Origin of the sequence: Embleya sp. NPDC005971 (genome assembly GCF_040629175.1) — a bacterium.
Taxonomy (GTDB): Bacteria; Actinomycetota; Actinomycetes; order Streptomycetales; family Streptomycetaceae; genus Embleya.
In genome coordinates this window covers 19,775-37,515 of sequence record NZ_JBEXUX010000011.1, presented here as the reverse complement: position 1 = coordinate 37,515, position 17,741 = coordinate 19,775, and the positions used below count along the sequence as shown (strand labels likewise).

Genomic DNA, 17,741 nt, shown 5'->3' with positions numbered 1-17,741 from the left:
CGCAGGAGGCTCTCGATGAGCACTCACATACACCGGACGGGCATGGGCCAGAATTCGGGTCCCGGCTCGTTGTCGGGATGGGCCGCGTTCGCCGGAGTCATGATGACCTTCGGCGGCATCCTGGCGGTATTCCAGGGAATCGCCGCCATCGCCAAAGACGACATCGTCGCCAAAACGCGCAACTACTCGTTCTCGTTCAGCACCACCGGCTGGGGCTGGATCCATCTGATCCTGGGCGTCGTCATCTTCCTCGCCGGCATCGCGCTGTTCACCGGCGCGGTCTGGGCCCGCATCATCGGCGTGGTCCTGGCCGGGCTGAGCATGATCGCCAACTTCATCTGGCTGCCCTACTACCCGGTGTGGTCGATCGTGGTCATCGCCATCGACATCGCCGTGATCTGGGCGTTGTGCACCGACCCACAACGGAGCAACCGGTAGCGCGGGCAGGGTCGTCGGGACACTTCGGGTCGGGCGTGCCGGCCCGAAGCCCCGCGCCATCCAGGCGAGCGTGGCGGGGCGACGACGGCCCCGGGTGGCGGCCCCGTCGTCGGCGCCGGTCGGGTGGTGGCGTCCGCGAAGGCGTCGGTATCCGTGCTACGTTGATCCCAGTTGCAGTTGTGGTACCCATGAACTTTGTGTGCACCTGACGGGCGTGTTCCGTGGGTGCATTTTTTGTTTGGCCGGTCATCTCCGGATGGGCCCCAGGCGGCGACGCGGAATCACACCATGTGGATCCGGCACTGCTCCCCCCAATGAAGGAGAACGATATGGCGACCACCGGCACCGTGAAGTGGTTCAACGCGGAAAAGGGCTTCGGCTTCATCGAGCAGGACGGTGGCGGCCCCGACGTCTTCGCCCACTACTCGAACATTTCCGCCCAGGGCTTCCGTGAGCTCCAGGAGGGCCAGAAGGTCTCCTTCGACGTCACCCAGGGCCAGAAGGGCCCGCAGGCCGAGAACATCGTCCCGGCCTGACGCCTTTCGGCGCCCCCGTGCGAGGGCTCGCCACCGAAAGGTCGCGAGCCCTCGCACGGCGTTCGTATCCGTATTTCCGCCGCCGGCCGCTCGTCCCTCTTCCCGGGGTCGTGGCGCCGGCAGGCGACGCAGTATCCCCGCCCGGTGGGCGGTAGTAGCCGACGGCTTATGGCCGCGCTCCGCCCATCGCCCCCGGACTTTGCAGTCCGTTCGAACCGGCAGCCTTGTTCCGACGGCGCCGCGCCTTTCGAAGTGTCTTTGCGTGAATTTCCGCGCCCACTTCATATCTGCTTTTCATTTCGGCTCGTTCTCGTGACGCCTTGCGCGGCTTTCGGCTGCCGGGTCTCCGCGGTACGCGCCGTGTCGAGGAAGGTTCCCCGTGAACCCGAACGCCCGCTCCACCTCTTCTTCGTACGGTTCCTCCTCCCGCGGCCGTAGCGGCGGCTCCGGCGGCTACGCCCGCTCGACCGCCGATGGCGGCGGCAGCGGCTACGGCCGTTCCGGTGCCTCGGGGCGCTCCGGCGGCTACGGCCGTTCGGGCGGTTCCGGCGGATACGGTGGTTCCGGCCGTCGTTCCTCGGGCGCGCGGGGGGAGTTCGCGCTTCCGGTGACCGTCACTCCGGCGCTGCCGGCCGTGGCCTCCTTCGCCGAGTTGGACATGCCGTCCGAGTTGCTGACGACGCTGACCGGTCTGGGTATGACCGAGCCGTTCCCGATCCAGGCCGCGACGCTGCCGAACTCGCTGGTCGGCCGCAACGTGCTGGGCCGGGGCCGGACCGGATCGGGCAAGACCCTGGCCTTCGGCCTGGCGCTGCTCGCCCGGACCAGCGGCCGGCGCGCCGAGCCCAGGCACCCGCTCGCGCTGGTGTTGGTACCCACCCGTGAATTGGCCCAGCAGGTCACCGAAGCCCTTACCCCGTACGCCCGTTCGCTGCGGATGCGGATGGCCGCGGTGACCGGCGGCATGCCGATCGGCCGCCAGATCGGCGCGCTGCGGGCCGGCGCCGAGGTGGTCGTGGCCACGCCCGGTCGCCTCAAGGACCTCCTGGACCGCGGCGCGTGCGTGCTGACCGACGTCGACATCACCGTCCTGGACGAGGCCGACCAGATGGCGGACATGGGCTTCATGCCCCAGGTCACCGAACTCCTGGACCGGGTACGCCCCGACGGGCAGCGCATGTTGTTCTCGGCCACCCTGGACCGCAACGTCGACCTGTTGGTGCGCAAGTATCTGCACGACCCCGTGGTGCACTCGGTCGACCCGTCCGCGGGAGCGGTCACCACGATGGAGCACCACGTGCTGCACGTGCAGGGTTCGGACAAGAACGCCACGACCACGCACATCGCCGCCCGCGACGGCCGAGTGATCATGTTCCTGGACACCAAGCACGCGGTCGACCGGCTCACCACGCACCTGCTCGACAGCGGCATCCGCGCCGCCGCGCTGCACGGCGGCAAGTCCCAGCCCGAGCGCACCCGCACGCTGACCCGGTTCAAGTCCGGCCACGTCACGGTCCTGGTGGCCACCAACGTCGCCGCGCGCGGCATCCACGTGGACAACCTCGACCTGGTCGTCAACGTCGACCCGCCCAGCGACCACAAGGACTACCTGCACCGCGGCGGTCGGACCGCACGCGCCGGCGAGTCCGGCAGCGTGGTCACCCTGGTCCTGCCCGGCGAGCGCCGCCGGATGGTCCGCCTGATGTCCGACGCCGGCATCACTCCGCAGATCACCCAGGTCCGCTCCGGCGAGGCCGAACTGACCCGGATCACCGGCGCCCAGGCACCCTCCGGAATCCCGGTCGTCATCACCGCGCCCGTGGTGGACCGCCCCCGCCGCACCGGCTCCGGTTCCTCCTCGCGCGGACGCCGCAGCGACACCGCCCAGGCCCGCCGGTCCGGCGCCGCCGCCCGCCCCGCACCCCGCGTGGCCACCGCCGTCTGACCCGCGCCCCGCGACACCCGGCCCCGAAGCGCCGGCCGCCCACCCACGAACGGGTGAGCGCGGCCCGGCACTTCGGGGCCGTTCGCCGTCCCGGACACCTCGACGGCGCGCCGCCGGCGATTCTCGGGCGACCACGATCCTCGATCGGGCCCCGATCGGCGAGCAGTTCGGTCCGCAGCCTGATCACGGTCCGGCCGGGCAATCGGGAGACCTGCATCCGGGAAATGCCCAGGTGTGCGCCGATCCACTCGAACGAGCGATGCTTGGAGGATCGGCGGCAGGGCAGTCGTGCGGGCAGGACCATCGGCACGGGACAGGTGGGCGAGGTCATGGCCCCGCCGAGAAGCTGTGACCTCCCCCACCGGCTCCTGCCGCACGCCCACGACTCACCGGGAGGAGGGCAGGAGGTGCTTCTCGTCGGGTGGTTCCGGCGCCGACTTCGAGCAGAAGCAGTATTCACCGTCCGCCCCCAAGCCCCGAGGAAGATGATGTCCCGACTTCGTGGTCCCCTCGTCCGGTGGCGCGTGCCACGACAGACCGGTGCCTCGTCGCGGGCACGAAACGCGGTGCGGACCACGCTCGCCGGCTGGGCCTGGGACGAGGAGCACATCGAGGCGGTCGTCCTGGTCGTCTCGGAACTGCTGACCAACGCGCACCTGCACACCGACGGCGAGGTGCGACTGGCCCTGCGCCGAACCCGACGTGGCGTCCGGCTGTCCGTTACGGACACCGATCCCCGCATGCCGATGCGCCGGAACACCGGCCCCGAACACGAGGGTGGCTTCGGCCTGCACATCCTCGACACGATCACCACCGGCTGGGGCGTCAGGACACACCGGTCCGACAAGACCGTCTGGGCCGACATCGACGCCCCTCGCCCGCACGCGAGACGCCCCCCGTGGCTGCTTCGCGTCCGGTCGAAGGCCGCCTCGGCCCGAGCGTCCCTCGGCCGAGGCCGGCGCGCGGCCCTGACTGCGGCCCCCGAGTAGCCGGGCCGGGTCGCCCGGCCACCACGACCGAAATCCGCACGGTATTACCGGAACACCGGCTATGGACATGCCGTTTCGGCGCGAATACAGTGCGTTCGGGGCCCGCCGAGCAGAAAATGCACGAGGGCGCGGAAAGTGTGGATGGCGGCTGCCGAGAACCCTGCCGTCCGACGCCGCAAGTACCGAACGGAACGCATTCCTCCGGCCCCGTATCCAGTGCCGCAAGATCGCCGGAAGCACTTGAGCCGAACCACGTCGCGACACGCCCGGACGGAAGGAGAATGACCATCATGTCGTTGTCTGCAACCGACCTCGCAAAGGCAGAAAAAACTCCGATCACGATTCGTTCGACATTCTTCCAGAACATCTACCTGCGCATGGACGGCACCGGTGTGGCCACCTCGACGAACAATGGAGCCGGGACGGTCAACTGTCAGTACGGCCCCGGCGCCTGGACGACGTACAAGGTCCACCCGCAGACCGACGGTTCGTATGCCTTCGAGTCGGTGGCCTTCCCGAACGTGTTCCTGCGCATGGACGGCACCGGGGTCCCCGCCACCATGGCCGGAGGCGGGACGGTCAACTGTCAATACGGCGCCGGCCCCTATGAGAAATTCAAGGCCCGCGCCCAGGCCGACGGTTCCTTCTCCTTCGAGTCGGCGGCCTTCCCGGGCACATATCTGCGTCTGGTGACCGGCAGCGGAGTGACCGCCGCCACCGGGCCCGGCGGAACGGTGAACTGCCAAGTCAACGCCAACGGCGGCGAGAACGAGAAGTTCCTTCTCGACATAGCGCAGTGATCGACTCGTTCGGTGGGAATCCCCCGGGCTCTCGCAGGAGCGTATGCGACGCCGGATGGGCCGCTGGTGGATTTCGGAAGCAGCCGCTTTTCGACGACCCCACCGAACGTGCCGTGCGACGCGGTTCATGACGGCATTCGGACCTCGCCGGTGCCATTTCCTCGAAAAGCCCTCCCGAGAGGCGTCGCCACCGGGCGCCTCGCGCATGCCCTCGTGCCCGATCGGGCACGGGGGCATGCGCGCACGGTCACCCGCGATCGCGACCCTGGTCGAACTTCACGCCGGCTCGCCGGTGGTGCCTTCGACGATCGACAGCACCGTCGGGGTCGCAATGACCCGGTTCAGCCGTAGGTCCGCCGCGTCGAACAGACGGGCGAAGTCCGCCTCGGTGCGCTCGCGGCCGACCAGGGACGCCATCATCATCAGGTCCAGGGCTTTGCCTTGATGGGGTTCGTTGCCCTGGGGCAGGACCGCGTCGACGACGAGGACCCGGCCTCGGGGGCCCATCGCCCGGCGGCAGTTGCGCAGGATCCTTACGCACTGCTCGTCGTCCCAGTCGTGCAGGATGCGCTTGAGAAGGTGGATGTCGCCGGCCGGGACCGAGGCGAAGAAGTCGCCCTCCACCGTCTCCCAGCGGCCCGCCAGGTCCCGGACATCGAGACGGTGGCCCGCCAGGACGTGGGCCTGGTCGTACAGAACGCCCCGCAGGCCCGGTCCGGTTCGCAGTGCGGCGAGCAGGAAACCTCCGTAACCGCCGCCCACGTCCACGATCGTGGCTGCCTCGGGGAAGGCGTAGCCGTCGGCGATGGGAACGTTCTCCGCCTCCGACATGGCGGCCATGCCCGCATGGAAGACGGCAGCGGTCTGCCCGTCCTGGGCGAAGTGGTCGAAGAACGGCATTCCGAAGATGTCGTCGAAGGCCGAGGAACCCGTTTCCAGGCACCGGGTCATCTCCCCGCTCGGCAGCCACATCGTCCGGTCGGTCAGCATCAGCACGGCCGAGCGCACCGACACGGGCGCGTCGGAACGCAGCGAGTCTCCCGCCGGGGTCAGCCGGAAACGACCGCGGTCGTCCTGTTCGAACAGACCTCGGGTGGCCAGCAATCGCAATACCCGGTACAGATTCCGTGTCTCGGTGCCCGTCAACCGTGCCAGTTCCGCCGCGTCGCGGGGTCCTTCGGTCAGGTGGTCCGCCACTCCGACCGCTGCGGCGGCACGTAACGCGGCGGGATACAGAAACCCCAGGGCTTCCTCGATGACGAGGGCGGCACTGCGCCGCCCACGCGCCGACTCGCCGGAATCATGGTTCATGGACATTGCCTCCGAACGCCGATGCCATTGGTGTCGGATGGGAGCACGAGAACAGCTCTCGTGGCGCGGTGGGTGCCCTGTGGCTCTTGCCCGACTCGCCCGACACCGCACCCCCCTTCCCCGACCTCACGGTGCGAGTTCCCATCATGACGTTCGGTGAAGATCAACGGGAGTCCTCGACCGAGGAACTCCGGTGCCGACCCACGGGCGGCCTGTAGGCCCGGACCAGGCGTTCGCTCTCCTCGGCGGCCCCGCCCGCTCGTCACGTCGACGGACATCCCGACCGACGACGGACGGCGTGGCGCCGGCTGCGTGGCTGCGTGGCTGCGTGGCTGCGTGGCGGATCCTCGCGGCTGTGGTGCGGTTCCCCCGGCATGCGGTGGAGGCGTGCTCGTAGGACTACGAGCCGGCCGACTCGACCATGTCCAGCATGATGTCGGCGTTGTCGAGGGCGGCCACCAGTAGTTCCCGGGCCGCCTTCACCACGCCCATCTGGGCGGCGATGGTTTCCACGTCGCCGGTCGCGGTCGCCTCGTCGACTGCGGCGATCACGCCCAGCATCACGTGCAGCGCCTCGGCGGCGTGCGAGGCCGACACCACGACCGGCCCGGCGTCCGGGATCTTGGCGATCCAGTAGAGCGGGATGCCGACCCGCCGGACCTGCCAGCCCAGGAAGGCCATCTGCCTCGCCGCGTCGTCCCAGGCGTCGGCGGCCTTGATTTGCTCCAACCATGCGACGAACAACTCCTCGCTGTCCCCCGCGACTTCGTCGGCGAGCTTCGCCTGCCCCTGCACCGCGCCCAGCAGGGTGTTGAGCAGCCGCAGCCGGTAGGCGTCGACGCCGGCGGACGGTGCGGCGTTTTCGGCATGTTCGGCGGGTGTGTTGTCGTCGTCGTAGATGCCCAACGCGGCCAAGGCCGCACCGATCTGTTCCACCGTCATGGGAGTCTCTGCGCTCTTCATACCGGCACGCTACCCGCCCCGCCCGGGAGCCAACAGGGCGCCCAGCGGCAGCGGTTGCCGATCCCGTGTCGGATCGGCTACTCGGATGACATCGCCACCGGGCATACGACACGGATTCGCGAACCCACGGCGCTCAGTCGTCGAGCAGTCCCCGCAAGGCGAGTTCCGCGACGGCGCGCAGTTCCCCGCCGCCCCGGCCCGCGGCGGCCTGCACGGCGATGCCGTCGGTGAGGGTGTGGACGAGTTGGGCGAGCGTCGCGGCGTTCGTGCCCCGGGGCAGGTCGGGCGCGTTCTCGAAGCGGCGGCGCAGCGCCGCCTCGCCGGCCTTGCGGCGGCGGACGGCGTCGTCGCGCACCGGCCCGGCATCGGGGCCACAGGCGTGGACGCCTTTGACGGTGAGGCAACCGTGCGGGGTGTCCGCGCCGGTGGTGAGTTCGATGCTGCCGAATACGAGGCGCTCGACGACGGCGCGGATGGTGGGTTCGTCGAGTGCCTCGGCGGCGAAGGCGCCGGGGCCGGCGAAGTAGCGGTCGAGCGCCTTGGCGAAGAGTTGCTCCTTGTTGCCGTATACGGCGTACAGGCTGGGCTTGTTGATGCCCATTGCGGCGGTGAGTTCGGCGAGCGATGTGCCTTCGTAGCCCTGTTGCCAGAACAGTTCCAGCGCACGGTCGAGTGCCGTGTCGGGGTTGAACGAGCGTGGGCGTCCCCCTGGCATCGCGGCCTCCTCCAGTTTTGTACCTGTCGGTATTCTACTCCTTGCGCGGGCGCCTGGCATCCAGTTGAATACCGATCGGTATAAAACTTGGGAGGCCAGTCATGATCAGAGTCGGCGTGGTCGGAGCGAGCGGTTGGGCGTCCGGTACGCACCTGCCCGCGCTGGTGCGACTGCCGCAGTTCCGGGTGACCGCGGTCGCCACCACCAACCGGGCCAGTGCCGAGCGCGTCGCCGCCGAGCACGGTGTGTCGCACGCGCTGACCGACGCGGCGGCGTTGGCCGCCCATCCCGAGGTCGACCTGGTCGTGGTCTCCGTGAAGGCGCCCGCGCACGCCGAGGTCATCACAGCCGCGCTCGAACACGGCAAGCACGTGGTCTCCGAATGGCCGCTGGGCGTGGATGTCGACCAGGCACGCGAGTTGGCGGCAGCGGCGGACGCGGCCGGTGTACGGCACGCCGTCGTCCTACAGGGTCACCACTCCCCCGACGCCCGCTTCGTGGCCGACCTGCTCGCGGACGGCCGGATCGGCCGGCTCGAAGCGGCGGTCATGGTCGCCGACGGCGATCCGTTCGGGGGCGCGACGATCCCGGCGGAGCTGGCCTGGACGCTGGACCCCGCGGGCGGCACGTCGATTCTGCCGATCATGGCCGGGCACTTCCTCGCCACGCTGGAGCGGATCGCCGGGCCGCTGACCGAAGTGTCCGCGCGGCTGCCGGGCGCGGGCGAGCCCGTACGGATCGCGGGCACCACCGAGGACGTCGTCAATCGCAACCCGCGTCACGTGCTCCTGCAGGGGCGACTCGCAGGCGGCGCCGAAACGTCCGTCGCCGTCCTCGGCGGGGACCGGCCGAGCCGGGTCGGATTCTCGATCCGACTCGTGGGCACGGGAGGAACATTGACGATCGCCCCGCGTCGACGGGGGGAATACCTGCACTGGACCGACTGGGACATCGACCTCGATGGCGAAGCTGTCGCCGTACCCGATGCCTACCGCACGGCTCCTCCCGGGATCCCACCCGGCCCGGCGACGCGGATCGCGGCGCTGTACCAGGAGTTCGCCCGAGCACTCGCGGAACAGCGGCGCCCCCGACCGGACTTCGCCGACGCGGTGCGGCAACACGCCGTGCTCGCGGCGATCCGGCGCTCGGCGGCGAGTGGCACGCTCGAGCGGATTGCCGTGGACTGGATCCGGGGCCGGCCCACCGGGGAGCAGCGTTCGAGCGTCGTCCCCGACGGCGCGCCGTCGTCCGCTCCCGGGCCGGTCAGGGGCGGATGACGTAGCGGCCGCGGAGGCCGCCCTCGGCGGTGGCCCGGTGGGCGTCGGCGGCCCGGTCCAGGGGAACGACGGCGTGGACGCGGGTCGGGAGATCGCCGGCGGCGGCGCGGGCGAGGAGATCGGCGAGGCGGGTGCGGTCGGATGCGGTGACCAAGGAGGCGACCGAGATGCCGCGCTCGCCCGCGGGTTCGAGGCCGGGCCGCAGGCCGACGTAGGCGCCGCCGTCGCGGACCGGTTCGAGGGCCCGGCCATCGAGTTGCGCGGGGTCCACGACCGCGTCCCATTCCGGCTCGGCGTGTGCGGTGAAGTCGACGCCGAGGCCGCGGACGAACTCCTCGCCCACCGGGAGAAACACCACCGCGCGGCAGCCGAACACTGAGCCTGCTCTGCGAACCGGCGGCCCGACGAACCGGGGCCGGCGGCGTTCCGCGCGTCGAGTCCACGCCGGCCGGCGCGAACGCGAGGCACCCGATCCCCACGTCCAACCTCGCCTGAGCCCTACTGTGGGCTGTGTGGAATGGGGAGAGTGGCAGCAGCCGGCGTATGACAGGGTGGCGACCGAACTTTCCCGCGCCGACCCGGATATCGAGGTCGTCCGCATCAGCGAATGCGACCTGCCCGCACTACCGGACGAGCTGTGGCGCTTGCAGCGGCTGCGCCACCTTGCCGTCCATGCCGACTACCTCCACGAGATTCCCGCCGCGATCGGGCGACTGACGCGGCTGGAGAGTTTGCAGATCTCCGCACCGATCACCGCCCTGCCGCCGCAGATCGGCCTCCTCGCCAAGCTGCGCGAGCTGACCGTCACCAGCGGCGAACTCGCCGAACTACCCGTCACGACCGGCGAGCTCCGCCGGCTGGAAGTCCTGCAGGCCCAATCCGCGCCGCTGAAGGCCATCCCGGCGGAACTCGGCCGACTCGTGTCCCTGCGCCGCCTGGCGCTGAACGGCAGTTCACTGGAAACCGGCGGAATCCCGGCGGCGCTGTGGGAACTCGCCGAGCTGCGCGAACTGTCCATACCGGACTGCCGGGTCGACGAACTGCCGCCGGGCATCGGGAATCTCCGCGCGCTACGCGACCTCGATCTCGGCAACGGAATCCTCTGCGACGACGACGGGCTGTGGTCCGCCCCACCCGCCGACCTGTGGAACCTGACCGCGCTCGAAACACTGATCCTCCCGTTGAGCGGCCTCACCGACATTCCGTCTTCCATCGGGCACATGACCCGGCTCCGGTACCTGGACCTCAGCACCTGTGATGTGCGCGAACTCCCGCCGGAGACGACCCGCCTCGCCGGCCTGGAGCACCTCGACCTGAGCTGGAGCCTGGTGCGTGCCGTGGACCCGGCCGTGCGCAGCCTGCCGCGCCTGCGCGAACTCCACCTGAGTCGGCGCGCCATCGACGATCCCGGCCTGCCGCTTCGGGCCACCACAACACCGGAACACCCTCCATCGCCGGAGTGATACGACCGGCCGTGGGGTGTCACGGTCGGCCTGCTTCTCGACCCGAGCAGTGGCGCCGGGACCAGGCACCGGGAAGTCCCTCTGTTTTCCCGGGGCGGGGCGGATAGCTTCCCCAGGCCCGTCAAGTGCCCGTCCTACCCCGGAGGTTGTCCCATGAGAACGGTTGCGGGAGTGCTCGGTATCACGTATGGGCTGATCGTGGGGTCCGCCGGAGCGGCCGGGATGGTGTGGGGGCTGGTCTCCTTCGGTGACGTCGGGTGGCTGGCCTTCCTCAGCGTGTTCGTCATCGCGCTCGGCGTGGCCCTGACCCGCAATGGGTGGAAGCTGCTGAAGTGGGAGTCGGGGGCGGACGATCGGCTGATCCAGTTGCTCATGGTGCCCGCGGGCCTGTCCGGCGTGGCGATCGGCAGTATGGTGGCCAAGGCCGATCTTTCCACCGGCGCGGCACAGAACCAACTGACCGGCTTCATAACGGCCTTCGTGCTCTCGGTCGCAGCAATCCTGCTCACTTCGCGGGCTTGAGCGCCGGTCGTCGAACCGCCCCTGGGCGCCGAGCGTGCTTCTCGAGGGCAGATGCGGCTCGTGGCCGCGCGAGAGCGCCGGCCGGCCCCGTCGACCCGCAGGCGGCGGCGGGTGGCGGGTTCGATGGCGATCATGCCGACCCGGGCCGGCCACGGAGCAGTTCGGCCGGCGGATCCTCGGGGATCGGCAGTGCGTCGACGCACAGGGTGCCCGGGTGGGGCACCCGCAGGAATCCCGGGGCGCCGGTCGGTTGCGTCGCCCGGATGCGGCCCGCGCGGTCCGTGCCGCCGACGATGATCACGGGTTGGTCGGCGAGGAACGCCACGGCGACGGGTGGGATCGTGTCGCCGATTCCGGCCGGCGCGTGGGATGCCCGACGGGTCGGACCGGCGCGCTCTTGGACGGCGATCTCCCCGGGTTGGTGCTGGGTTGCCACGGCGTTCCTCCCGAATCGATGGTGCGCTCGACTGTTGCGGCGCGACCGCCGCGCGGGTCTAGAAGAAGCCGCAGGTCGGCGCACCCGCGGTGGGCGCGTCCGCCGGGTCGGCGCCGTCGGGGGCGTAGATCTCCAGACGGATGCCGTCCGGGTCGGTGAAGAAGATGCCGCCCGACGTGCCGTTCTCGCCGTGCGGCACCACGCCGTCGTACGCGAACTGCGCGTCGAGGCCGCGCAGGATCTGCTCGACGGCCTTGACCTCGTCGATGGTCTCGACCTGGAACGACAGGTGATGCAGTCCGGCTCGGTCGGCCGGGAACGCCCCCTCGCTCTGCTGCCACAGGGTGACCAGCAGTTTCCCGTCGCGGCCCAGGAAGGCGAACCGGCGATCGGCCTCCTCGCCCTCGGCTGCGACGTCGAATCCGAACACGGCCTTGTAGAAGGACACGGAACGGTCGAGGTCGGTGACGTTGAGGCCGACGTGGCCGGTCTGCAGTGCCTTGATGGTGCTCATCTCGTCCTTGCTCCTCGGATGGTGACGGGCGTGGTGACCGGAAAGAGCTTATCTAATGCTCAGAATAAACTCTATCCATTAGATGGAAAGTCTTTCGCCAGGGGTCTGGGCGTCTACGGTGTGACGACGACCCGGCCTCGGGTGGCGGGGTGTTCGACGGCCTCGTGGGCCCGGACTATGTCGTCGAGGGCGAAGCGCCGGACATCGGGGAAGCACAGGTCGCCCGCGCACAGTGCGGCGGTGAGGTCCATCGCGGCGGCGTGGTTGGCGTGGTCCGGGAAGTCGTCGTTGCCCAAGAAGTGCACGGTGACGTTTTTGACCGCGAGCAACTGGAACGGCACCGGGGCCGGGCTGCCGCCGCTCGCGTAGGCCGCGATGGTCCCGCCGTACGCGAGAGTCTCCGACCAGGTCGCCAGGTTGTCGGTGAACGCGCAATCGGCGACCCGATGGACGCCGTCGGGTGCCAACTCCAGGATGCGCCGGGCGACCTGACCGGACGTCAGGTCGACGGCGTGATGCGCCCCCGCCGCCAACGCCCGGGCGACCTGGGCGCCCTGTCGCACCGCCGCGACCACCGTGGCCCCCGCGCGCCGGCCCACCGCCAGGGAACAGCGGCCGACCGCCCCCAGCGCACCGGTGACCACGACCGTCTGCCCGGCCACCGTCCCGTCGCCGAGGATCGCCCGGTGACCCGTGATACCCGGCCTGCCCAAGCCCGCCGCCTGGTCGAACGGGATCCCCGTCGGCAGCGCGACGGCCTGCGGGTCGGGCACCACGGTGTACTCGGCGGCGGTGCCGAACGGCCGGTAGGACTGCGCGAGGTAGACCCAGACGCGCTCCCCGAGCCGCCGTGCGTCGACACCCCGCCCCACCGCGTCGATCACTCCCGCGCCGTCGTCATGGGGGACGACCCGGGGAAACCTCATGACCGATTCCGGCGTCCCCTGCCGCTTGCGGGTGTCGCACCGATGGACGGCCGAGACGGCGACCCGGACCCGGACCTCGCCCGGCGCGGGAAACGGTGTCGGCAACTCGCCGAGGGTCAGCACGTCGCGGGCCGGACCGTGGCGCTCGTACCAGGCCGCTCGCACGACGGCTCACCACACGCCGACCGCGCGGTGCGGGTCGGCGGGCGAGGCCGACGGCCGCGTCGAATCCCGCGACGCGCCGCACGGGCTTTCGGAGAGCGCGAGGAACTTCGCAACGCTCGTGGTGAGGACTTGCACAGCAGGTTCCGTTTCACTCGGGAAGGTACGCGGCACGCCCCGTCGAGCGGCACCGCTCGGGGCCGTTCGCGGTGCGCCGCGCCTCGTTCTGTGACTCTTCGACCGTAGGGTCGCCACCCCGACCGAACGAGGGACCCGACCCGCCACCGAGGGGACGGCGGATGCCAACGAAGCCGCCGGCATCGACGCGGCGCCGATCCTGATCTAGCCTCGGACACTGTGCTCAACGGAACCGTCTCCGCCCGCATGGGGCGCTTCATGGTCGACGCCGCGCGCCAGGCAGGGATGGATCCGGCCAGGCTGGTACGGCTACCCGACGTCGGCGACGCCGTCCTGGCCGACGAGTTCGCCCGGGTGTCCACACCCACCGCGCTCCTGCTGTGGGAGCAGATCATCCTCGGACGGCCCGCGGTACACGCCGGCCTGCACGCCGTGCAACTGGCGTCGATGGGCACCTTCGGCGTGTGGGACTACCTGTTCACATCCGGCGAGACACTCGCGGAATCACTGCGCACCGGCTGCGGCTACGTCACGGTCATCGGGGATCCGGGCGCGGAGAAGCTGCATGTGAGCGACGACGGCCGCCTGTTCACCGTGACGCACTCCACCGGCCCCGCCGAACCCGATGTGGTCGCCGCCGTGGAGCAGTTCGTCCTGCCGTTGATAAGCCGCAGGGCGACCGAGGGGCTGCGGCGCCCGGTCGTCCCGGTGCGAGTCGCCTTCCGCCACGGACCGCCGCACACGCTCGGGCCGCTGACCGAGTTCCTGGGCACCCGGAACATCGAGTTCGACGCCCCGGTCAACTCGATGACCTACCTCGCCGAGGACGCGCACGCCCCGATGCCGCGAACCCAGCCGGGCCTGCAGGACGTCCTACGCAGCCACGCGGAACTGACCATCGCATCCGCCAAGCCGGTCCTGGGCTGGCACGGAGCCTTCCGCACCACGCTCCGCGCGACCTTCCACGACCCCGACCTCTCCCTGGCCTCGGTCGCCCGGCGGATGGCACTGAGCCCGCGGACGCTGCAACGCCGGCTGGGCGAACTCGGCACCACGTGGCGCGACGAAGTGGAAGGGGTGCGCGAGGAACTGGCCATGGACCTCATCCGCGACAGCGACGTCCCCATGCGCACCATCGCGGCCCGCGCGCGCTTCAGCGACGCGCGGGCCCTGCGCCGCGCCGTGCACCGCTGGCACGGCACCACCCCGGGCGACCTGCGGCGGCGTCACGAACACCCGGCGCCCCAGGGTCGCGAGGAGCAATCCCCGGAACCGCCGACCGACCCGCCCACGCCCGGCGCACACGGGTAATCCGGTCCCGGCCCGCGCCGGCGGCGGGGGCAAGCGCGACCCGACCGACGAAGTCGCCTCTCGTCGGCCCCTGTCGCCTTGCACGAGCGGTCCCGGGTGGAGCACACCAATCGGCGCCGGACGCCCGTCGAAGTGCGAATCAGGCGGTGATCACAGCTTGAACGCCTTTCGCGGGTTGACCGTGACCAGATCCACCGCCGTCTCCAGCGCCTCGTCCTCGTCGAGTCGGTGCTCGGTGACCAGTTCGGCCAGATAGCCGCAGTCCAGCCGCCGTGACATGTCGTGTCGGGCGGGGATGGAGCAAAAGGCCCGGGTGTCGTCGACGAAGCCGGACGTCCGGGAGAATCCCGCCGTCTCGGTGACCGCGCGGCGGAACCGGCGGATGGCGTCGGGGGCGTCGAGGAACCACCACGGGGCGCCCGCGTAGACCGAGGGGTAGAACCCGGCCAACGGAGCGATCTCCCTGGTGAAGACGGTCTCGTCGAGGGTGAACAGGATCAGGTGGAATCCTTCGGCGGTTCCGTACCTCTGCAGGAGCGGACGCAGGGCGTCGGTGAACTCGGCGCGCAGCGGGATGTCGTGGCCGGTGTCGGCGCCGAACCGGTGGTGGGTGGGCGCGTGATGGTTGCGGCGCACGGACGGGTGCAGGGTCATCACGAGACCGTCGTCGCAGGACATGCGGGCCATCTCCAGCAGCATGTGCCGACGGAAGGCGACGCCCTCGGCTTCGCTCGCCGTGCCCCGCAGGGCGGCCCGGTGAATGCGGACGGCCTCGCCGTGGGTCAGCGGTTCGGTGCCCACGTCCGGGTGGCTGTGGTCGGCGGAGGTGGCGCCGTGCGCGATGAAGTGGCGTCGTCGGTCCTCCAACGCCCGGATGTAGCCGTCGTAGTCCGAGGTGTCGACGTCCGCGGCCTCGCCCAGGCGCGTCACGGCCTCGCCCCAGCCCGGACCGGGTTCCAGGTAGCGGTCGGGTCGGAAGGTGGGGAGGACCCGCGCCGTCCACTCGGGGTCGGCGGCCAGTGCCCGGTGGGCGGCCAGATCGTCCGCGGGGTCGTCGGTGGTGGCCAGCACCTCGATGCCGAAGCGGCGGAACAGTGCCCGCGGGCGGAAGGCCGGATCGGTCAGCCGCTCGGCGATCGCGTCGTAGATCCGGTCGGCCGTGGCCGCGGCGGGCCGCTCGGTCACGCCGAAGATCTCGACGAGTTCCGCCTCCATCCAGTAGCGGACCGGGGTCCCTCGGAAGACGGTCCAGTGCGCACACATCGCGCGCCACGCCCGGCGGGCCTGCTGTTCGGTCAGTGGCCCCTGGCCTACTCCGAGTTCGTCCAGCGGGACACCGCAGGCGTGCAGCAGGCGGGTGACGTAGTGGTCGGCGGAGATCAGCAGGCTCGCCGGATCACCGAACGGCTTGTCGTCGACCAGCAACCGAGGATCCACGTGACCGTGCGGCGACAGGATCGGCAGGTCGCGGACCGCTTCGTAGAGACGGCGGGCGACGGCGCGTGCTTGTGCGTCGACGGGCAGGAGCCGGTCGGGATGGAGTGAGGAGGGCATGCTCCGAATGGTTGTCCGCGGCCGGCGGCCACGGCAATCGGTTGTCATGTGTTGCCACGAGCGCTTGCCTGCGGGGGTGGGCACCGGCACCGATCGGCAAGGCCCGTCGACGACTTGGGCCCTGCGTGCGGCTCCTCGAAACCGCCGCGGACCGACCGCGGGGCGGGGCTCATTCCCCGCCGGCCGACCCCCACGACGCGGCGCCGGCCGTCGGCGTCGGGGGTGCCGCGATCTGCGCGGCGAGGTGCCCGGCCCCGAAGCCGTTGTCGATGTTGACGACCGCGACCCCGGGGCTGCACGCGTTGAGCATCGACAACAGGGGGGCCAGGCCGCCGAAGGCCGCTCCGTAGCCGACGGAGGTCGGCACCGCGACGACCGGCGCGGCGACCAGCCCCGCCACCACGCTGGGCAGCGCGCCGTCCATGCCTGCGGCAACCACGACGACCCGGGCGGAACGCAGCAGGTCGAGCATGCCGATCACGCGGTGCAGTCCGGCGACGCCCACGTCCACGGCCAGCTCGCAGCGCCGTCCCAGATAGCGGGCGGTCAACTCGGCCTCCAGCGCCACCGGGAGGTCGGAGGTGCCCGCCGCCAACACGACCACGAGACCTCCCTCCGGAGCGGGCGGTTCGGGCGGCCACACCAACAACCGGGCGTCCGACTCGTGACGGGCGTCGGGCAGTTCGGCGAGGACGGCCCGCGCGTGCTCGGGACCGGCCCGGGTGAACAACGCCACCGCCCGGCCGCGTTCGCGCAGTTCGGCGGCGATCGCACCCACCTGGTCCGGAGTCTTCCCCTCGCAGAAGATCGCCTCCGGATACCCTCTGCGGTCGATCCGTTCGTGGTCGAGACGGGCGAACGATTCAGCCATGGCGAACTCCGATCAGGGAAAGCGTGAAGGCACCCGATTGCATGCCCGCGAGATCGACGGCGACCATCCGGAACCCCGCGGCACGAACCACCGCCAGAGCCGCCTCGCGCAGGTCGCCCGCGAGCGCCGCGATCTCGGCGACGGGCACCTCGATCCGTGCGACCTCGCCGTGGTGGCGCACCCGGCAGTCGCTGAAGCCCAGCTCCCGCAGGCCCCGTTCCGCCGCCTCCACCTGGCTCAGCTTCTCCGGCGTGACCTCGCTGAAGTGCGGAATCCGCGAGGCCAGACAGGGCGCGGCCGGTTTGTCCGCGCACGGCAGGTCCAACGCGGCGGCGATCCGGCGGACCGCCGCCTTGTCCAGGCCCGCGTCGGCGAGCGGGTGCAACACCCGGTGACGCATCGCGGCCCTGCCGCCGGGACGGTCCGCTCGCACCACGTCGTCGGCGTTCTCCCCGTAGGCGACGGCCGTCAGGCCGTGCGCCCGGACCACCTCCGCGGAAATGCGGGCGAACAACTCGTCCTTGCAGTGGAAACACCGGTCGACGCCGTTGGCCCGGTAGGCCGGCAGGTCGCCCTCGTGGGTGACGACCTCGACCACCCGCGCACCGATCTTCGCGGCGACCCGCAGCGCCGCCGTGCGCTCGTCGGCGGCGAGGCTGGGCGAGACGCCGAGCACCGCGAGCACGCGGTCGGCGCCCAGCGCTCGCACGGCCAGGGCCAACAACACGGAGGAGTCCACTCCCCCGGAGAAGGCCACACCGAGCCGGCCGGGCGTGTGCAGCAGTGTTCCGACGCGGTCGGCGGCCTCGCCGTCGGGGTCGGACAATCCCGGGATCATGACGTGCTTCTCCTGTTCGAGATCGGCTCGAC

Annotated in this window: 19 protein-coding genes; 9 read left to right on the top strand and 10 right to left on the bottom strand. The window is 70.8% G+C overall.

From position 1 onward, the window contains the following. Positions 1-15: 15 nt before the first annotated feature. From ABZ374_RS12525 to ABZ374_RS12505, 5 genes are all read left to right on the top strand, one after another. The gene (locus ABZ374_RS12525) at positions 16-438 is read left to right on the top strand and encodes a hypothetical protein (RefSeq protein ID WP_360309937.1); all 423 of its coding nucleotides are present in this window, start codon (positions 16-18) and stop codon (positions 436-438) included. A gap of 329 nt (positions 439-767) precedes the next feature. Then, positions 768-974, top strand: coding sequence for a cold-shock protein (locus ABZ374_RS12520; protein WP_360309935.1), 207 nt, complete (start codon positions 768-770; stop codon positions 972-974). Between the two features lie 379 nt (positions 975-1,353). Continuing rightward, positions 1,354-2,919 carry a DEAD/DEAH box helicase gene (locus ABZ374_RS12515; RefSeq protein ID WP_360309933.1) on the top strand — a complete coding sequence of 522 codons (1,566 nt, stop codon included), beginning with the start codon at positions 1,354-1,356 and terminating at the stop codon, positions 2,917-2,919. A gap of 524 nt (positions 2,920-3,443) precedes the next feature. Beyond that, the gene (locus ABZ374_RS12510) at positions 3,444-3,908 is read left to right on the top strand and encodes an ATP-binding protein (RefSeq protein WP_360309931.1); all 465 of its coding nucleotides are present in this window, start codon (positions 3,444-3,446) and stop codon (positions 3,906-3,908) included. A gap of 281 nt (positions 3,909-4,189) precedes the next feature. Then, a complete protein-coding gene (locus tag ABZ374_RS12505; RefSeq protein ID WP_360309929.1) occupies positions 4,190-4,708 on the top strand; it encodes a hypothetical protein in 519 nt (172 codons plus the stop codon). 276 nt (positions 4,709-4,984) lie between these two features. Here the strand turns inward: ABZ374_RS12505 and ABZ374_RS12500 are convergent, their stop codons facing one another. The 3 genes from ABZ374_RS12500 to ABZ374_RS12490 form a co-directional block, all read right to left on the bottom strand. Further along, positions 4,985-6,019 carry a methyltransferase gene (locus ABZ374_RS12500; protein ID WP_360309927.1) on the bottom strand — a complete coding sequence of 345 codons (1,035 nt, stop codon included), beginning with the start codon at positions 6,017-6,019 and terminating at the stop codon, positions 4,985-4,987. Positions 6,020-6,418: 399 nt separating this feature from the next. Then, the gene (locus ABZ374_RS12495) at positions 6,419-6,982 is read right to left on the bottom strand and encodes a DUF6245 family protein (protein WP_360309925.1); all 564 of its coding nucleotides are present in this window, start codon (positions 6,980-6,982) and stop codon (positions 6,419-6,421) included. Between the two features lie 133 nt (positions 6,983-7,115). Continuing rightward, a complete protein-coding gene (locus tag ABZ374_RS12490; RefSeq protein WP_360309923.1) occupies positions 7,116-7,697 on the bottom strand; it encodes a TetR/AcrR family transcriptional regulator in 582 nt (193 codons plus the stop codon). Between the two features lie 101 nt (positions 7,698-7,798). On the opposite strand from ABZ374_RS12490, the gene ABZ374_RS12485 reads away from it, so the two are divergent. Beyond that, on the top strand, positions 7,799-8,974 hold the full coding sequence (locus ABZ374_RS12485; RefSeq protein ID WP_360309921.1) for a Gfo/Idh/MocA family oxidoreductase: 1,176 nt from the start codon (positions 7,799-7,801) through the stop codon (positions 8,972-8,974). On the opposite strand, the gene ABZ374_RS12480 is transcribed toward ABZ374_RS12485, so the two are convergent. Continuing rightward, complete coding sequence (locus ABZ374_RS12480; RefSeq protein WP_360309919.1) at positions 8,961-9,332, bottom strand: zinc-binding dehydrogenase; 372 nt, start codon at positions 9,330-9,332, stop codon at positions 8,961-8,963. The two genes, ABZ374_RS12485 and ABZ374_RS12480, sit on opposite strands and share 14 nt — an antisense overlap. Positions 9,333-9,486: 154 nt before the next feature. Here ABZ374_RS12480 and ABZ374_RS12475 point away from each other — a divergent pair, with 154 nt between their 5' ends. Together ABZ374_RS12475 and ABZ374_RS12470 are read left to right on the top strand one after the other, a co-directional pair. After that, complete coding sequence (locus tag ABZ374_RS12475) at positions 9,487-10,437, top strand: hypothetical protein (protein ID WP_360309917.1); 951 nt, start codon at positions 9,487-9,489, stop codon at positions 10,435-10,437. Positions 10,438-10,590: 153 nt separating this feature from the next. Next, positions 10,591-10,959 (top strand): hypothetical protein, encoded by a 369-nt coding sequence (locus tag ABZ374_RS12470; RefSeq protein WP_360309915.1) that lies wholly within the window; start codon positions 10,591-10,593, stop codon positions 10,957-10,959. 130 nt (positions 10,960-11,089) lie between these two features. Here the strand turns inward: ABZ374_RS12470 and ABZ374_RS12465 are convergent, their stop codons facing one another. The 3 genes from ABZ374_RS12465 to ABZ374_RS12455 all read right to left on the bottom strand — a co-directional run bounded on the left by ABZ374_RS12465 (position 11,090) and on the right by ABZ374_RS12455 (position 13,000). Further along, the gene (locus ABZ374_RS12465) at positions 11,090-11,395 is read right to left on the bottom strand and encodes a hypothetical protein (RefSeq protein WP_360309913.1); all 306 of its coding nucleotides are present in this window, start codon (positions 11,393-11,395) and stop codon (positions 11,090-11,092) included. A gap of 58 nt (positions 11,396-11,453) precedes the next feature. Continuing rightward, positions 11,454-11,909, bottom strand: coding sequence for a VOC family protein (locus tag ABZ374_RS12460; RefSeq protein ID WP_360309911.1), 456 nt, complete (start codon positions 11,907-11,909; stop codon positions 11,454-11,456). A 113-nt stretch (positions 11,910-12,022) separates the two neighbouring features. Further along, complete coding sequence (locus ABZ374_RS12455) at positions 12,023-13,000, bottom strand: NADPH:quinone reductase (RefSeq protein WP_360309909.1); 978 nt, start codon at positions 12,998-13,000, stop codon at positions 12,023-12,025. A 354-nt stretch (positions 13,001-13,354) separates the two neighbouring features. Between ABZ374_RS12455 and ABZ374_RS12450 the strand changes: the two genes are divergently transcribed. Continuing rightward, complete coding sequence (locus ABZ374_RS12450; RefSeq protein ID WP_360309907.1) at positions 13,355-14,446, top strand: AraC family transcriptional regulator ligand-binding domain-containing protein; 1,092 nt, start codon at positions 13,355-13,357, stop codon at positions 14,444-14,446. A 150-nt stretch (positions 14,447-14,596) separates the two neighbouring features. Here the strand turns inward: ABZ374_RS12450 and uxaC are convergent, their stop codons facing one another. The 3 genes from uxaC to larE all read right to left on the bottom strand — a co-directional run bounded on the left by uxaC (position 14,597) and on the right by larE (position 17,709). Then, positions 14,597-16,000 (bottom strand): glucuronate isomerase, encoded by a 1,404-nt coding sequence (uxaC, locus tag ABZ374_RS12445; RefSeq protein ID WP_360309905.1) that lies wholly within the window; start codon positions 15,998-16,000, stop codon positions 14,597-14,599. Positions 16,001-16,169: 169 nt separating this feature from the next. After that, a complete protein-coding gene (gene larB / locus ABZ374_RS12440) occupies positions 16,170-16,871 on the bottom strand; it encodes a nickel pincer cofactor biosynthesis protein LarB (RefSeq protein ID WP_360309903.1) in 702 nt (233 codons plus the stop codon). Continuing rightward, positions 16,864-17,709: an ATP-dependent sacrificial sulfur transferase LarE gene (gene larE / locus ABZ374_RS12435; RefSeq protein ID WP_360309901.1), complete on the bottom strand. Its 846-nt coding sequence runs from the start codon at positions 17,707-17,709 to the stop codon at positions 16,864-16,866. The genes larB and larE overlap by 8 nt, the downstream gene beginning before the upstream one ends. Positions 17,710-17,741 lie beyond the last annotated feature (32 nt).

What these genes read in the sequence shown, in the direction of transcription:
- ABZ374_RS12525 (WP_360309937.1), top strand. Translation starts at nt 16, where the DNA reads ATGAGCACTCACATACACCGGACGGGCATGGGCCAGAATTCGGGTCCC.
- ABZ374_RS12520 (WP_360309935.1), top strand. Translation starts at nt 768, where the DNA reads ATGGCGACCACCGGCACCGTGAAGTGGTTCAACGCGGAAAAGGGCTTC.
- ABZ374_RS12505 (WP_360309929.1), top strand. Translation starts at nt 4,190, where the DNA reads ATGACCATCATGTCGTTGTCTGCAACCGACCTCGCAAAGGCAGAAAAA.
- ABZ374_RS12500 (WP_360309927.1), bottom strand. Translation starts at nt 6,019, where the DNA reads ATGAACCATGATTCCGGCGAGTCGGCGCGTGGGCGGCGCAGTGCCGCC.
- ABZ374_RS12495 (WP_360309925.1), bottom strand. Translation starts at nt 6,982, where the DNA reads ATGAAGAGCGCAGAGACTCCCATGACGGTGGAACAGATCGGTGCGGCC.
- ABZ374_RS12490 (WP_360309923.1), bottom strand. Translation starts at nt 7,697, where the DNA reads ATGCCAGGGGGACGCCCACGCTCGTTCAACCCCGACACGGCACTCGAC.
- ABZ374_RS12485 (WP_360309921.1), top strand. Translation starts at nt 7,799, where the DNA reads ATGATCAGAGTCGGCGTGGTCGGAGCGAGCGGTTGGGCGTCCGGTACG.
- ABZ374_RS12470 (WP_360309915.1), top strand. Translation starts at nt 10,591, where the DNA reads ATGAGAACGGTTGCGGGAGTGCTCGGTATCACGTATGGGCTGATCGTG.
- ABZ374_RS12460 (WP_360309911.1), bottom strand. Translation starts at nt 11,909, where the DNA reads ATGAGCACCATCAAGGCACTGCAGACCGGCCACGTCGGCCTCAACGTC.
- uxaC (WP_360309905.1), bottom strand. Translation starts at nt 16,000, where the DNA reads ATGCCCTCCTCACTCCATCCCGACCGGCTCCTGCCCGTCGACGCACAA.
- larB (WP_360309903.1), bottom strand. Translation starts at nt 16,871, where the DNA reads ATGGCTGAATCGTTCGCCCGTCTCGACCACGAACGGATCGACCGCAGA.
- larE (WP_360309901.1), bottom strand. Translation starts at nt 17,709, where the DNA reads ATGATCCCGGGATTGTCCGACCCCGACGGCGAGGCCGCCGACCGCGTC.